Origin of the sequence: Streptomyces sp. AC512_CC834 (assembly GCF_019049325.1) — a bacterium.
Lineage (GTDB): Bacteria > Actinomycetota > Actinomycetes > Streptomycetales > Streptomycetaceae > Streptomyces.
Genome location: NZ_JAGMUO010000117.1, coordinates 55,378 through 69,748 on the forward strand (window position 1 = coordinate 55,378; position 14,371 = coordinate 69,748).

The following is a 14,371-nucleotide window of genomic DNA, read 5'->3' on the forward strand; positions in this document are numbered from 1 at the left end:
CGGTCCGGGTGTCGGGCCCGGTGTCAATAAGAGAACCACAGGACGCACCTAAACACGGATCGGCGGCGACCCGCCAGGGGGTCACCGCCGATCATGATCTGACCTGGGCAGATGCTATTTACCTGCCCGCTGGACGGACCTCGAGCGTGATCGTCGAGCCGTTTCTGGCCTCCTTGAGGATCTTGATCTTCGTGTTGGTGTCAGTGATCTTGACGCCGCCGGTGGGGTTCGCCGGGTCCCAGTAGTCGTTCTTGCGGTCGTTGAAGACCGAGACGCCCTTCGAGCCCGGGATGTACTTCGCGACGTCCGCCTTGTGCAGCGTCATGCCGTCCGTGCGGTAGCGGCTGAACGGCGCGTCGTACGACTGGACGCGGTTGCGCATCAGCGTGCCGTCCTTCCACTTCAGCGCGGTCGGGTGCGAGTCGATCGGCAGGATCAGGCCGGTGCCCGGGTGCTGACTGGTGTTGTTGTCCGTCTGGGAGGTGTCCCACTTCCAGATCAGCAGGCCGTTCTGGTAGTTGTAGTGCTCGACCCAGTTCGGGCGCGACGTGAAGCCGAAGTTGTACGGACCGGTCTTCAGCGTCGTGTCGTACGACACGTACTGCCGGTTCTCGGCGACGTAGTACTGCGCGTACTCCTTGGTGAAGGACGCGCCCTTGCGGGTGAAGCCCTTCGCCGTCCACGCGTCGTCCGCGGTCTCCGCGTTGTCGGAGAAGAGCGTCTCGCCGTCGGCCGTCACCGCGATCTCGTCGGCGGCGAAGCCCTTCATCGCCAGGCCGCCGTCGGTCTGGTAGCGGAAGCGCAGGTCGATCTTCTTGCCGGCGTAGGCGTCCAGCGGGTAGACCAGCTTGCCGTAGGCGTCGACGGTGGCGCTCAGCGCGGGCTTGTCACTGCCGTCGCGCTGGATCGGCTGCCCGTCGAACGTGCCGTCGATCGCGGTCCAGTTGGCGCCGCCGTCGGTGGACACCTCGGTGTAGAGGAAGTCGTAGTCGGCCTCGATGTCGTACCAGCCGTCCAGGGTGAGGGAGGCGGACGACTTGCCGGTGAGGTCGACGCTGCGGGTCAGCGTGTTCTTGAGGTCGTTGCCGCTGCCGCTCCACCACTGGGTCTCGCCCTCGGCCGGCGGGACGATCTCGGTGGTGACCGCCTCCTTCGGCAGCTCGACGACCAGGCCCTGCTTGTGCTTGGTGTTGTACTCGGCCAGGCCCAGCTTGTGCCAGGAGTTGACGCCCGCCTTGGCGGTGTCGTAGTTCAGCCAGCCGAGCTGGAGCTTGTCCCAGGCGGTCATGTCGCCGGGAAGGTTGCCGATCTCGTTGCGGCCGGTGCCGAGCCAGGAACCGGACGACATCAGCGTCCAGAAGCCGGTGGAGTTGTCGCCGCCGGCGGTGTCGTAGAGGTCTGGCAGACCGAGGTCGTGGCCGTACTCGTGCGCGTAGACGCCGAGTCCGCCGTTCTCCGGCTGGATGGTGTAGTCGCCGACCCAGATGCCGGTGTCGCCGATCTGCGTGCCGCCGAGCTGGTTCCCGTCGGGTCCTGTGGCGCCGGCGTCGGTGCCGAAGGCGTACCAGCGGTGGGCCCAGATCGCGTCCTCGCCCTGCGCGCCGCCGCCCGCGGACTCGTCCTCACCGGCGTGCACGATCTGGAAGTGGTCGATGTAGCCGTCGGGCTCGTTGAAGTCGCCGTCGCCGTCGAAGTCGTAGCGGTCCCACTGGTCGTACTGGGCGAGCTGGGACTTGATCTGGGCGCTGGTCCGGCCGGCGGCCTTCTGGTCGGCGACCCAGGCGGTGACGCCGTCCTGCACCGCGTACCAGGCGCAGTTGTCGGGGTCGCACTTGTTGGAGCCGTAACGGGCCTCGTTGTAGGGCACCTTGACCCAGTCGGAGACCTCGCCGTCGACCGAGTAGCGGCCGGAGGACTGCTTCTCGTAGTACGTCTTGACCGAGTGGACGCCCTTGCCGGAACCGAAGTACAGGTCCTGGTAGTGGTCCTGGTCGTAGTCCTCCTGCCAGGCCGTGGAGTTGTCCGTACTCCGTTTCGGCTTGGCTATCTCGTTGTGCAGCGGGCCGGCGTCGCCGCCGTAGCGGCTGTCGACCTTGTCGCCGAACTCGACCAGGATGGTGAAGATCTTGTCGGTCTTCTCCCGGCCCAGTTCTACGTACTTGCTGTCGCCCTTCCTGCTCTTGAGCTCGACGACTTTGGAGCCGTCCTTCTTCTTCACCGAGGCATCGCCGGATATGACCTGCTTCAGGGCTTCCTCGCGCTGGGCTGCCTGAGTGTCGCTCAGGGGGCCCTTGAGGTTGTGGGCGCGCGACTCCTTGGCCGGGCTCGGGTCGTGACGGTTCACGGCCTCCGGCCGGGCCGGCGAATCCGCCTGCGCCACGCCGGCCGCCGACATCGTTGCGGTGGCGGCCGCCAGTGCGACGGTGGTCGCCGCGGTTCTGAACGTCCAGGATCTTCTGGCCACTTGAGTTCCTCCCCCGCGTTCACGCGCGCGGATGGAGGGACAGGGACAGAGCGAAGTCCGCGCACACGTGTTCAACGCGTGTAGTCAAGTGACGACATTTGACTAGAGGTTCCCCAGAAAAGACAGACCTTGACTTGAGCAGAACAAGTGCACTATGCGGAGCCGCGGTTCGCTTTGCGGACGCCGAATCGTGACCGTCCTGACGTCCGACCTGACGTCCGTACTCACGTCCGACGGGCGCGCGGGACCGTCCACTTCGCGGACGTCGTGAATCCGTGCGCCCCCCGTGCATCGGCCATGCCGGTTAGGTCACGCTTACTGCTGGTTCCACTCGGGCACACAGCGGGTTAGAGTCGCTTGGCGGAACGCCCGGAAGCCGGCGGAAAGCCAGGCCGACAGCCCGTCTCACCCCAGATTGTCTTCCGAGGACACGATGGCCATGCCCCGTCCGACTGCCGCACAGTTCGCCTACGGTTCGTTCACCGTGATCTTCTCGACGCTCGCCATGCTGCTGCTGTCGCGGACGAGTTCGGGTCCTGGAGTCGCTCTCATCGCCGTCGCGGCCCTCGGCCTCGGGCTGTTGGTCGCCATGACCGTCCCGGTGCCCAGGTCGCGCGCGGTGACCGCCGTGCCGGCCCACAGGCCCGCCGCGGGCCGGGAGCCGGTATCGGCGGCGACCCGGATCTCCGCGGGCGCGAGCGCGGGCGAGTCGGCGCGCGGACGGGCCGCCTGAGGCCGAGGAGGAGGCCGTGTCAGCGGGTGCTGACCACGACCGTCTTGGCCGCCTTGTCGTGCAGGCCCTGCTTGTAGGGCCGGTCGAAGAAGCTCCAGCCACCCGCGATGATCGTCCATACGCAGGCGCAGCAGAACGCGAACGGGATCCACAGCACCAGGGCGCGGATCAGTGACGTCTGCCCCGAGGGCGTCGCTCCGTTGTCCAGGTTGGCCACGCGCAGCCCGAGCCACTTCTTGCCGAGGGTCTGGCCGTTCCTCGTGATCATGTACGTGTCGTAGCCGATGTAGAGCAGGGCGGCGATCAGGGACTGCCAGAAGGACTTGCCGAAGGAGACGTCGTCGTCGTCCACCTGGTACTCCTGGACGTCGAAGGCCCAGCTCAGCAGCCAGACCACGAGGCCCACGAGAATCATGTCGACGATCCGCGCGAGCGTACGCCGGCCACTGTCGGCGAGCGGGGGCATCCCGGCCAGCGGATCGGTGGGGTAGGAGCCGCCGCCGTACGGATCACCGCCGTAGGGCCCGCCACCGCCCGGGGGCGGGGGCGGGGACGGGGACGGGTTGTCGTACGGCGAGCCCGTGCCGCCCTCGCCGGGGCCCGGGTCGGGGCCCGGCCCGGGGGACTGGGGACGCTTCCTGAACGGGTCGTCTTCCGGCGGCTGCCCGCCGGATCCGGGGGGCGGTTCGCTGCTCATGTCCCGAGTCGACCCCGGGCTCTTTTACGGCGCATCCGGCGAGCGGCCGTTCGGAGTACGGGGGCGTGCCTTGCCTTGCCGTCGACGCCGTCGGGGGAGGTGGGCCGAGGGTGCGTCGGCGGGTGCGGGTGCGTGGGGGCTGGTCGCGCGCACGCGGCGGAGCCGCATATTCAGCACAGCCCCGCGCCCCTTGAGGCGCGTGCAGTGGACGCGCCCCCAAAGGGGCGCGGGGAACGGCGCGAGCAACCACAACGCACCCGCAGCCGACCGCGAGACGCACGCCCCCCTCGGCCCCACCCGCCAAGCTAGCCCGCGACAAACGTGCGGGCCGCCTTGTCGTGCCAGCACTGGTGCCACGGGCGGTCGAACAGGCACCACGCGACGCCGACCACTCCCACGGCCAGGAGGCCCGGGACGCTGTAGACCAGCCAGCGGCGCAGGGCCGAGCTGAACGACGGCGGCTCGTGGGCCTCGATGTCCCGTACCTCCAGGCCGAGCAGCCTCTTGCCCAGCGTGCGGCCCCACTTGGCGGTCGGCAGCGCCTCGTAGACGACGCCGAAGAGCAGCAGGACGGCGAGCACGATCCCCAGATACGTGGAGGTCGTGCCGTCCAGCAGCCACACCGTGACCGTCTCGCCGGAGAGCTTCGCCTGGTCGATCTTGTCGTTGACGTGGTCGGCGGCCTTGACCCCGAGGGGTACGGCGGCCACGCCGGTGACGCCCGCGAGGACGACGGTGTCGATCAGCCGGGCGGCCAGCCGCTTGCCGAGACCGGCGGGCCGGGCGGCCGCCTGACGCCTGGCGGCGGCCTGGAACACGTCGTCGACCGGCGGCTTCCACGGCGCGACGGGCTGCTCGTCCGCGCCGGCGAGCCGGTGCACCTGCTGCGCCCAGGAGGACTGACCGCCGCCGGGACCGGCCGCCGCGACCGGCGCGGAGGCGTCGGGCTGCGACGCAGGCACCGGGGCCGGGGCCTGCCCCTGGTGCGGAACCCCGGGGGCGGCGGGGGCCGTCGGAGGCTGCGCGCCGACGGCCCGGTCGGCGGCCGCCTTGCCGGCACCGAAGCCGGGGCCGGGGCCTGAGCCGGAGCCGCCGGGCTGCGTGCCCGCACGCGGGGTGACGGCGCGGAAGGTCATGGTGCCCTCGTCCTCCGCGGCGGGGGCGCTCTGCGGGCCCGCCGTCGGGCGACGGAAGACGAAGGTGTTGCCGGCCTGGGCCTCCGCCTCGCCGGAAGTCGCGGCGCCGGAGGCGGCGTCGTCCTGCGCGGGCCTGCCGCCGCCAGCCGAACCCGCAGGGCCCGCCGAGTCGGCAGACGCAGCGCCTGCGGGCACGCCGGGGTGCCGCCCCGGGCCACGCCCATCCTGCACGGGCCCGCCACCACCAGCCGAACCCGCGGCACCCGCCGAGCCCGCAGGACCCGCCGAGGCCGCCGAGCCCGCCGAGTCGGCAGACGCGGCGCGCGCGGATCCGCCGGGGTTCCGCCCGTCCTGCGCAGGCCTGCCACCGCCCGCAGGGCCCGCAGGGCCTGCCGGGCCGCCGGGGGCACGTCCCTCCCCCGCCGTACTGGCCCCCGTACCGGGCCCGGCGATCCCCGCACGCGGGTCGCCGCCCGGCGCCGTGCCGGGGTCGGGTGGGGCGGTCGGTCCCGGCTGCCGGGCGTGCGGGATCCTCGGGTCCGTGCCCTGCGCCGTGCCCGGCCAGGCGACGCGCTGCTCCGGGGTGCCGGGGTGGCCCGGCTGGTGGGAGCGGTCGGCGCCCCAGGCCGTGGCGGGCTCCGGACGGCTGCCGTGCTGGGACGCGGCTCCGGGCGGCTCCCCGACCGGGTCCTCGTCGAAGAAGTGCGGGCCGGTCTCCTCGACGGAGGGCCGCGCGCCGGGCGGAGGCGCGAGCGGCTCGCCGTCCTCGGGGGCGGGGCGGCTCGTGCCCGCCACCCAGGAGGCGCCGTTCCAGTACCGGACGTATCCAGGAATGGACGGGTCCGGGTAATACCCTTCGCGGGGCCTGTCGTCGCCGGGGGCCGGGGTTGGGGCGCTCATGTCCGTCGTCCCGTATCTGCTCGGGGGTTGATAGGGGGGCCTCAACATCTATCAGACGGGCGCAATCCGCACCGCCGGTCCCGCCGGACCCGCCCCTTTCCGGGCAACCTCGTGCACAGACCTTCACACCCGGGGGCGCCCGGGACAGAGGTGGTGCGAAAAAAGTTCCGCGAACCCGCGTAATGCTCCCGCCCCGGTGCGCTCTCTCTCGTGCGGGCCCGCTCCGGCCGGCCCGTACGGATCCGTACGAGACACGAGATCCGGGACACGAGAGACGAGCGAGAGAGGGACCCCGCCATGCACCCCGACCACCCCACCGCCCCCACCGTCGTGGAACGCGAACTGGAGCTGAGGCTCATCCTGTCGCCCGAGCGCGGCATCCCGGTGCCGGCCCGGCTCGGCTACCACACCGACGACCCCTACGCCGTCCACATCACCTTCCACATCGACTCCGGCCTCCCGGTGCACTGGACGTTCGCCCGCGACCTCCTGGTGGAGGGCGTCTTCCGGCCGTCCGGGCACGGCGACGTGCGGGTGTGGCCGTCGAAGGCGGAGGGCCGCAGCGTCGTACTGATCGCGCTGAGCAGCCCGGACGGCGACGCCCTCCTGGAGGCGCCCACCCCCCAGGTGTCGGCCTGGCTGGAGCGGACCCTGCGGACGGTGCCGCCGGGGACGGAGGGCGGGCAGCTCGGCATCGACGACGGGCTGGCCGAGCTGCTCGCAAGGTGAGGGGCGGGCGGCCGGGGCCTGTCCGGTCAGAAGAGCTTGCCCGGGTTGAGGAGGCCCAGCGGGTCGAAGACCTGTTTGACGGCCCGCTGCATCTCCAGGCCCACCGGGCCGATCTCCCGCGCCAGCCACTCCTTCTTCAGTACCCCCACGCCGTGCTCGCCGGTGATGGTGCCGTCGAGCTCCAGGCCGAGGGCCATGATCTCGTCGAAGGACTCGCGGGCCCGCCGGGACTCGTCGGGGTCCAAGGCGTCGAAGCAGACCGTGGGGTGGGTGTTGCCGTCGCCCGCGTGGGCGCAGACCCCGATGGTGAGGTCGTACTTCACGGCGATGCGCTCGATGCCCTCCAGCATGGCGCCGAGCCGGGAGCGGGGCACGCACACGTCGTCGATCATCGTCGTGCCCTTGACCGACTCCAGCGCGGTGAGCGCCAGCCGCCTCGCCTGGAGGAGGAGTTCGGACTCGGCCGCGTCCTCGGCCGGTACCACCTGCGTGGCGCCCGCGGCCTCGCACAGCGCGCCGACGGCGGCGAGGTCGCCTGCCGGGTCGGTGGTGTCGAAGGCGGCGAGCAGCAGCGCCTCGGTGGTCTCCGGCAGGCCCATGTGGGCGAGGTCGTTGACCGCCTTGACCGTCGTACGGTCCATCAGTTCGAGGAGGGACGGGACGTGCCCTCCCTCCATGATCCGGCAGATCGCGTCGCAGGCGGCCGACGCGGAGGCGAACTCGGCGGCCAGCACCAACTGCTCGGGCGGCTTGGGGCGCAGCGCGAGGACCGCCCGTACGACGATGCCGAGGGAGCCCTCGGAGCCGACGAAGAGCCGGGTGAGGTCGTACCCGGCGACGCCCTTGGCGGTGCGGCGGCCGGTGGACATCAGGCGGCCGTCGGCGAGGACGACGTCCAGGCCGAGGACGTACTCGGCGGTCACCCCGTACTTGACGCAGCACAGGCCGCCGGAGGCGGTGCCGATGTTGCCGCCGATCGTGCACATCTCCCAGCTTGAGGGGTCCGGCGGGTAGTAGAGGCCGTGCTCGTTCACCGCGCGGGAGAGCGCGGCGTTGACGACGCCCGGTTCGACGACGGCGACGCGGTCGACCGGGTTGATCTCCAGGATGCGGTCCATCTTCGTCAGGGAGAGGACCACGCAGCCGTCGGTGGCGTTGGCCGCGCCGGACAGGCCGGTGCGGGCGCCCTGCGGGACGACGGGGACGCGCAGCTCGGTGGCGGTGCGCATGACGTGCTGGACGTCCTCCACGGTGCGCGGCAGGACGACGACCGCGGGGGCGCCGGCCGGGCAGAAGCTCGCCATGTCGTTGGCGTAGGAGGCCGTGACGTCGGGGTCGGTGAGGACGGACCCGGCGGGCAGTCCGGCCACCAGCCGGTCGACGAGGGTGCTGTCGACCGCCGCGGCCGCGCCGGCCTCGGAGGCCGCGTCGTCTTCGTCGCGAGGCGCTTCGATACGGCTCATGATCACAGGTTCGCACCCGGGGCCATCGGTGTGAACCCCGTCGACGGCACCCGCCGCCTGCCCGGTGCGATCGTCGTATTGACGCACAGTGAGCGCCATGGACGCCACGGACGCCATGCAGGACGTCGTGCAGAAGGAGACCGGACGCGGGCGGCGATCCCGCCGCGGTCGCCGGGTCCTGATCGCCTCCGTCGCCGGGACCGCCGTACTCGGCGGGGTCCTGGTGCTGCTGCCCTGGGGCGGGGGCGACGCTCCCCCGCCAGCGCCGGGTCCTGCGGCGGTGGCCCGGGGCGCGGTCACCACGGGGGTGCCGGCCGCGCTGGGCGACCTGGCGGTGCTGATCGGGGACCGGGAGACCCACCTGCGGGCGCATCCGCTGGACGGGGCGTCGTGGGCGGTGCTGGGCGCGGCCTACGTCGAGCAGGGCCGCCGGACGGAGGACGCCGCGAACTGGCCGAAGGCCGAGAAGGCGCTGCGCACCTCGCTGAAGACCGGGGCGAAGCGCAATCCGCAGGCCCTGGAGGGGCTCGCGGCGCTGTCGGTGGCGCGCCGGGACTTCCCGGCGGCGAAGAAGTGGGGCGAGAGCGCGGTGAAGGCGGCGCCGAAGCGGTGGTCGGCGCACGCGGTGCTGATCGACGCGTACACCGGACTCGGCGACCACAAGGGCGTGGGCCGGGCCCTGGACAAGGTGATGGAGCTGCGCCCGGGCACTCCGGCCGTGGGCGCGCTGGCCGCGGCCGTCTACCGGGACCGGGGCTGGCGGGACGACGCGGCGGCCCGGATCTCGGACGCGGCGGCGGCGGCCGAGGCACCGGCCGAGCGGGCGGCATACCTGGAGCAGGCCGGGCGGCTGGCGTTCGAGCGCGGGGACCGCGAGGAGGCGCTGCGGTTCTTCCAGGAGGCGCTGCGCACCGACCCCGACCAGCGGGCCGCGCAGGCCGGGCAGGGCCGGGCGCTGGCGGCGCTGGGCCGCACGACGGACGCGCTGTCCGCGTACCAGGCGGCGCTGGCCAAGCGGCCGAGCCCGGAGTACGCGCTGGAGCTGGGCGAGCTGTACGAGTCGCTGGACCTCGGGCAGGCCGCGCGGGTGGAGTACGACCTGCTGCGGGACCGGGTACGGAGCGCGGAGGCCGCCGGGGCCGACGAGCGGCTGGTGCTGGGGCGTCTGGAGGCGGACCACGGGGACCCGGCGACGGCGGTGCGTCTCCTGCGGGCCGAGTGGGGGCGGCAGCCGGGGATCGCGGTCGCCGACGCGCTGGGCTGGGCGCTGCACCGCACCGGCGCCGACGAGGAGGCGCTGGAGTTCGCGACGATCGCGACGGAGGGTGAGAAGGGCGGCGGGGTGCGCAGCGCGCTGTACGTGTTCCACCGGGGGGTGATCGAGAAGGAGCTGGAGCGGTCCGGGCCCGCGCGGCGGCATCTGCGGGAGGCGCTGATGATCAACCCGTACTTCTCGCCGCTGCGGGCGCCGGAGGCGAAGCGGGCACTGGCGGAGCTGGGCGAGCCCTCGCTGGAGGGCCCGCCCGCGTAGCGTCGGCTCAGAGGTTGCCGCGCTTGTCCTGCTCGCGCTCGATCGCCTCGAACAGGGCCTTGAAGTTGCCCTTGCCGAAGCCCATCGAGCCGTGGCGTTCGATCATCTCGAAGAAGACGGTCGGACGGTCCTGGACCGGCTTGGTGAAGATCTGCAGCAGGTAGCCGTCCTCGTCGCGGTCGACGAGGATCTTCAGCTCGCGCAGCGTGTCGACGGGCACCCGGGTCTCGCCTGCCCACTCGCCGAGCGTGTCGTAGTACGAGTCGGGGGTGTTCAGGAACTCGACGCCGGCCGCCCGCATCGCGCGGACGGTCTGCACGATGTCGTTGGTGTTCAGCGCGATGTGCTGGACGCCGGCGCCACCGTAGAACTCCAGATACTCGTCGATCTGGGACTTCTTCTTGGCGACGGCGGGCTCGTTGATCGGGAACTTGACCTTGAGGGTGCCGTCGGCCACGACCTTCGACATCAGCGCGCTGTACTCGGTGGCGATGTCGTCGCCCACGAACTCCTTCATGTTCGTGAAGCCCATGACCTTGTTGTAGAAGCCGACCCACTCGTTCATGCGGCCGAGTTCGACGTTGCCGACGCAGTGGTCCACAGCCTGGAAGACACGCTGCTCGGGCGGGGCGACCATCGGCTTGGCGGCGGCGTAGCCGGGCAGGTACGGGCCGTCGTAGCCGGTGCGCTCGACGAGGGTGTGGCGGGTCTCGCCGTACGTGGCGATCGCGGCGAGGACGACGGTGCCGTGCTCGTCCTTGACCTCGTGCGGCTCGGCGAGCGAGCGGGCGCCGTGCTCGACGGCGTAGGCGTGGGCGGCGCGCGCGTCCGGGACCTCGATGGCGAGGTCGACGACGCCGTCGCCGTGCGCGGCGACGTGCTCGGCCAGGAAGCGGCCCCAGTCGGTCGAGGGCCTGATCACGGAGGTGAACACGAAGCGGGCGGAGCCGCTCTCCAGGACGTAGCTCGCGGTCTCCCGGCTGCCGTTCTCCGGTCCGGAGTAGGCGACCAGTCGCATGCCGAAGGCGGTGGAGTAGTAGTGCGCGGCCTGCTTGGCGTTGCCCACGGCGAAGACGACCGCGTCCATTCCCTTGACCGGGAAGGGATCGGCCTGCCGGGCGGTGTCGGGAGTGTGGTGTGTGGTCTGCGTCATAGTCGCAGCGTCTCCCGTGTCTGCAAGGTGCGCAATAGTTTGCGTTTTCAGTGGGCAACCTGACCAGTGATACGCCGGTGGGTGCGGGCGATGTGTACAGGATGACCAGCCGGGAGGGCGTGACATGGCGATCGATCGACTGGACGGGCGGATCATCGGGCTGCTGGCGCGGGAGCCGCGGATCGGGGTGCTGGAGATGTCCCGGCGGCTGGGGGTGGCGCGCGGTACCGCGCAGGCCCGGCTCGACCGGCTTCAGTCGAACGGAGTCATCCGCGGCTTCGGTCCTGACGTGGACCCGGCGGCCCTCGGATACCCGGTGACCGCGTTCGCCACGCTGGAGATCCGACAGGGCCAAGGAGCCGACGTACGGGCGCACTTGGCGAACGTGCCGGAGGTGCTGGAGCTGCACACCACGACCGGCACCGGGGACATGCTGTGCCGCCTCGTGGCCCGCTCGAACGCCGATCTCCAGCGGGTGATCGACCGGGTTGTCGGTTTTGATGGCATCGTCCGGGCCGCCACGGCGATCGTCATGGAGAACCCGGTTCCGCTGCGGATCATCCCGCTGGTGGAGCAGGCGGCCGAGGACAGCGGCGGACACGACTGAGTGACCGAGACCGACTGAGTGACCCAGACCGACTGAGTGACTGAGTGACTGAGGCCGACCCGATCCCGGAGGTGAGCGGACGTGAACTTCTGGGACTTCCTGGGCAACCGGCACCAGCAGTTGCTCGCCGACGCCTACCAGCACGCGAGCGCCGTCTTCCAGTGCATGGTCGTGGCGACCCTGATCGGCGTCCTGGTCGGCGTCGTCACCTACCGCAGCGAGTGGGCGGGGAACCTGGCGACCCTGACCACGTCCACCATCCTCACCATCCCGGCGCTGGCCATGATCGGTCTGCTCATCCCGATCGTGGGCCTGGGCGTGCCGCCGACGGTGACCGCGCTGACGCTGTACGGGCTGCTGCCGATCGTGCGCAACGCGATCGTCGGCCTGCGCGGGGTCGACCCGGCGCTGGTGGACGCGGCCAAGGGCATCGGGATGTCGCGTCCGGCGCGGCTGCTGCGGGTGGAGCTGCCGCTGGCGTGGCCGCCGATCCTGACCGGCATCCGGGTCTCCACGCAGATGCTGATGGGCATCGCGGCGATCGCCGCCTACGCCTCGGGTCCTGGCCTGGGCAACGAGATCTTCCGCGGGATCGCCTCGCTGGGCAGCAAGAACGCGCTCAACCAGGTGCTCGCGGGCACGCTCGGGATCATCGTCCTGGCCCTGTTGTTCGACGCGGCGTACGTGCTGCTCGGACGCCTGACCATTCCGAGGGGGATTCGTGCCTGAGACAGCTCAGTCCGTGACCGAGAACGACCACGGCAAGGCGGCCGCCGGCGACACCACCGGGGCGACGATCGAGCTGGATTCCCTCACCAAGCGCTACCCGGGCAATCCGCAGCCGGCCGTCGAGAACGTGTCGATGGAGATCAAGGCCGGCGAGACGGTCATCCTCGTCGGCCCCTCGGGCTGCGGGAAGTCCACCACCCTGAAGATGATCAACCGGTTGATCGAGCCCAGCGGCGGCCGCATCCGCATCAACGGCGAGGACGTCACCGACATCGACCCGGTGAAGCTGCGCCGCAAGGTCGGCTACGCGATCCAGTCCTCCGGTCTCTTCCCGCACATGACCGTCGCCCAGAACATCGCCCTCGTACCGAAGATGATCGGCTGGTCGAAGTCCCGCATCCGCGCGCGGGTGGAGGAGATGCTCGACCTGGTCGGTCTCGACGCCGGGGAGTTCCACGGCCGCTATCCGCGCCAGTTGTCCGGCGGCCAGCAGCAGCGGGTGGGCGTGGCACGGGCGCTGGCGGCCGATCCGCCCGTACTGCTGATGGACGAGCCGTTCGGCGCGGTCGACCCGATCACCCGGGACCACCTCCAGGACGAGCTGATCCGCCTCCAGCACGAACTGCACAAGACGATCGTCTTCGTCACCCACGACTTCGACGAGGCGATCAAGCTGGGCGACCGGATCGCGGTGCTGCGCGAACGCTCCCACATCGCGCAGTTCGACACCCCGGAGGCCATCCTCACCAACCCGGCGGACGACTTCGTCTCCGGCTTCGTGGGCGCGGGCGCGGCGCTGAAGCGGCTGAACCTGACCCGGGTGCGGGACGTCGGCATCACGGACTACCCGACGGTGACCGTGGAGGACCCGCTCCAGCACATCTTCGACCGGCTGCGGGAGTCGGGCACCAACGAGATCCTGCTCCTCGACCGGCGCGGGCGCCCCTACAAGTGGCTGCGGCGCGGCGACCTGATGCGGGCCAGGGGCTCGCTGGCGCGGGCCGGGACGCTGGTCCACGACACGGTGACCCGGGACGCGACGCTGCGGGACGCGTTGGAGGCGGTGCTCACCGACAACGCGGGGCGGGTCGCGGTCACCGGGCGGCGCGGCACGTACGAGGGCGTCGTCGACATGGAGACGCTGATGAACTCCGTGCACGAGCTGCTGGAGGCCGACCGGCTCGACGCGCTGGAGCACCAGCACGACCTCGAGGAGACCCGGGCCACGCAGACGCACAGCGAGCAGGAGGGCTTCGTAGGGGACGGGGGCGGGGCGTGAGCAGCTCTTCGCGCCCCTCCCCCGGCCGCCGCCCCGCGGGCGAGCACGAGGTCAAGGGGCTGGCCTTCCGGGACGACGGCGGAGGCGGAGGCGAGGGCGGCGGAGGCGGAGGCGAGGACGGGGGCGAGGGCGGGGGCAGGGGCGCCGGGGAGGACGCGGCGCAGTCACCGCCGTCCCCGCCGTCCCCGGCTGCCGCGGCGGCCCGGCCCCGGGTCGGGTGGCGGAAACTGACCTTCCTGCCCGTGGTCCTGATCGCCGTGCTGCTGGCGACCTGGCTGTGGTTCCAGCAGGCCGACCTGGACGCGCTCAGCCGCAACGCCCTGTCGAACGGCCAGGTCACCAAGGCCCTGTGGCAGCACGTCCAACTGACGGTGATCTCCACCTTCTTCGTACTGATCATCGCGATCCCGCTGGGCATCCTGCTCACCCGGCGGATGTTCCGGAAGGCCACGCCGGTGGCGATGGCGTTCGCCAACATGGGCCAGGCGACCCCGGCGATCGGTCTGCTGGCGCTGCTGGTGATCTGGCTGGGCATCGGCCGCAGGGCCGCCCTGATCGGCATCATCATCTACGCGATCCTGCCGGTGCTCTCCAACACCATCGCCGGCCTGAAGGCGAACGACCCGACGCTCCTGGAGGCGGCCACCGGCATCGGCATGTCGCCGCTGGGCGTACTCACCCGGGTGGAACTCCCGCTGGCCGTCCCGCTGATCCTGGCCGGCGTGCGCACGGCCCTCGTCCTGAACGTCGGTACGGCGACGCTGGCGACCTTCGGCGGCGGCGGTGGCCTGGGCGTGCTGATCACCACGGGGATCACCAGCCAGCGGATGCCGGTGCTGGTACTGGGCTCGATCCTCACCGTCGCCCTCGCGCTGCTGGTGGACTGGCTGGCCTCGCTCACCGAACTGCTGCTGCGCCCGCGGGGACTGGAGGTGGAGACATGAGACGGC

Annotated in this window: 12 protein-coding genes; 7 read left to right on the forward strand and 5 right to left on the reverse strand. The window is 71.5% G+C overall.

Features of this window, described 5'->3' with window-relative positions; all coding sequences use genetic code 11:
* Positions 1-118 precede the first annotated feature (118 nt).
* Positions 119-2,464 (reverse strand): immune inhibitor A domain-containing protein, encoded by a 2,346-nt coding sequence (locus KUM40_RS36385; protein ID WP_217170594.1) that lies wholly within the window; start codon positions 2,462-2,464, stop codon positions 119-121.
* A gap of 433 nt (positions 2,465-2,897) precedes the next feature.
* Between KUM40_RS36385 and KUM40_RS36390 the strand changes: the two genes are divergently transcribed.
* Positions 2,898-3,197: a hypothetical protein gene (locus KUM40_RS36390; protein WP_217170595.1), complete on the forward strand. Its 300-nt coding sequence runs from the start codon at positions 2,898-2,900 to the stop codon at positions 3,195-3,197.
* Positions 3,198-3,216: 19 nt separating this feature from the next.
* Here the strand turns inward: KUM40_RS36390 and KUM40_RS36395 are convergent, their stop codons facing one another.
* Positions 3,217-3,894, reverse strand: coding sequence for an RDD family protein (locus KUM40_RS36395; protein WP_217170596.1), 678 nt, complete (start codon positions 3,892-3,894; stop codon positions 3,217-3,219).
* Between the two features lie 305 nt (positions 3,895-4,199).
* Positions 4,200-5,930 carry an RDD family protein gene (locus KUM40_RS36400; RefSeq protein ID WP_217170597.1) on the reverse strand — a complete coding sequence of 577 codons (1,731 nt, stop codon included), beginning with the start codon at positions 5,928-5,930 and terminating at the stop codon, positions 4,200-4,202.
* Between the two features lie 297 nt (positions 5,931-6,227).
* Between KUM40_RS36400 and KUM40_RS36405 the strand changes: the two genes are divergently transcribed.
* Positions 6,228-6,659: an SsgA family sporulation/cell division regulator gene (locus KUM40_RS36405; RefSeq protein ID WP_217170598.1), complete on the forward strand. Its 432-nt coding sequence runs from the start codon at positions 6,228-6,230 to the stop codon at positions 6,657-6,659.
* Positions 6,660-6,685: 26 nt separating this feature from the next.
* On the opposite strand, the gene KUM40_RS36410 is transcribed toward KUM40_RS36405, so the two are convergent.
* A complete protein-coding gene (locus KUM40_RS36410; RefSeq protein ID WP_374227454.1) occupies positions 6,686-8,128 on the reverse strand; it encodes an FAD-binding oxidoreductase in 1,443 nt (480 codons plus the stop codon).
* Positions 8,129-8,219: 91 nt separating this feature from the next.
* Here KUM40_RS36410 and KUM40_RS36415 point away from each other — a divergent pair, with 91 nt between their 5' ends.
* On the forward strand, positions 8,220-9,653 hold the full coding sequence (locus KUM40_RS36415; protein WP_217170600.1) for a tetratricopeptide repeat protein: 1,434 nt from the start codon (positions 8,220-8,222) through the stop codon (positions 9,651-9,653).
* 7 nt (positions 9,654-9,660) lie between these two features.
* Here KUM40_RS36415 and hppD read toward each other — a convergent pair whose 3' ends face one another.
* Positions 9,661-10,806 carry a 4-hydroxyphenylpyruvate dioxygenase gene (gene hppD, locus KUM40_RS36420; protein ID WP_217170601.1) on the reverse strand — a complete coding sequence of 382 codons (1,146 nt, stop codon included), beginning with the start codon at positions 10,804-10,806 and terminating at the stop codon, positions 9,661-9,663.
* Between the two features lie 124 nt (positions 10,807-10,930).
* On the opposite strand from hppD, the gene KUM40_RS36425 reads away from it, so the two are divergent.
* From KUM40_RS36425 to KUM40_RS36440, 4 genes are all read left to right on the forward strand, one after another.
* Positions 10,931-11,413 carry an Lrp/AsnC family transcriptional regulator gene (locus KUM40_RS36425; RefSeq protein ID WP_217170602.1) on the forward strand — a complete coding sequence of 161 codons (483 nt, stop codon included), beginning with the start codon at positions 10,931-10,933 and terminating at the stop codon, positions 11,411-11,413.
* 81 nt (positions 11,414-11,494) lie between these two features.
* The gene (locus KUM40_RS36430; protein ID WP_217170603.1) at positions 11,495-12,142 is read left to right on the forward strand and encodes an ABC transporter permease; all 648 of its coding nucleotides are present in this window, start codon (positions 11,495-11,497) and stop codon (positions 12,140-12,142) included.
* 13 nt (positions 12,143-12,155) lie between these two features.
* Positions 12,156-13,421, forward strand: a complete 1,266-nt coding sequence (locus KUM40_RS36435; protein WP_217170658.1) for a betaine/proline/choline family ABC transporter ATP-binding protein — start codon at positions 12,156-12,158, stop codon at positions 13,419-13,421.
* The gene (locus KUM40_RS36440) at positions 13,418-14,365 is read left to right on the forward strand and encodes an ABC transporter permease (RefSeq protein WP_217170604.1); all 948 of its coding nucleotides are present in this window, start codon (positions 13,418-13,420) and stop codon (positions 14,363-14,365) included. Before KUM40_RS36435 ends, KUM40_RS36440 begins: the two co-directional genes overlap by 4 nt.
* The last annotated feature ends 6 nt before the right edge of the window (positions 14,366-14,371 follow it).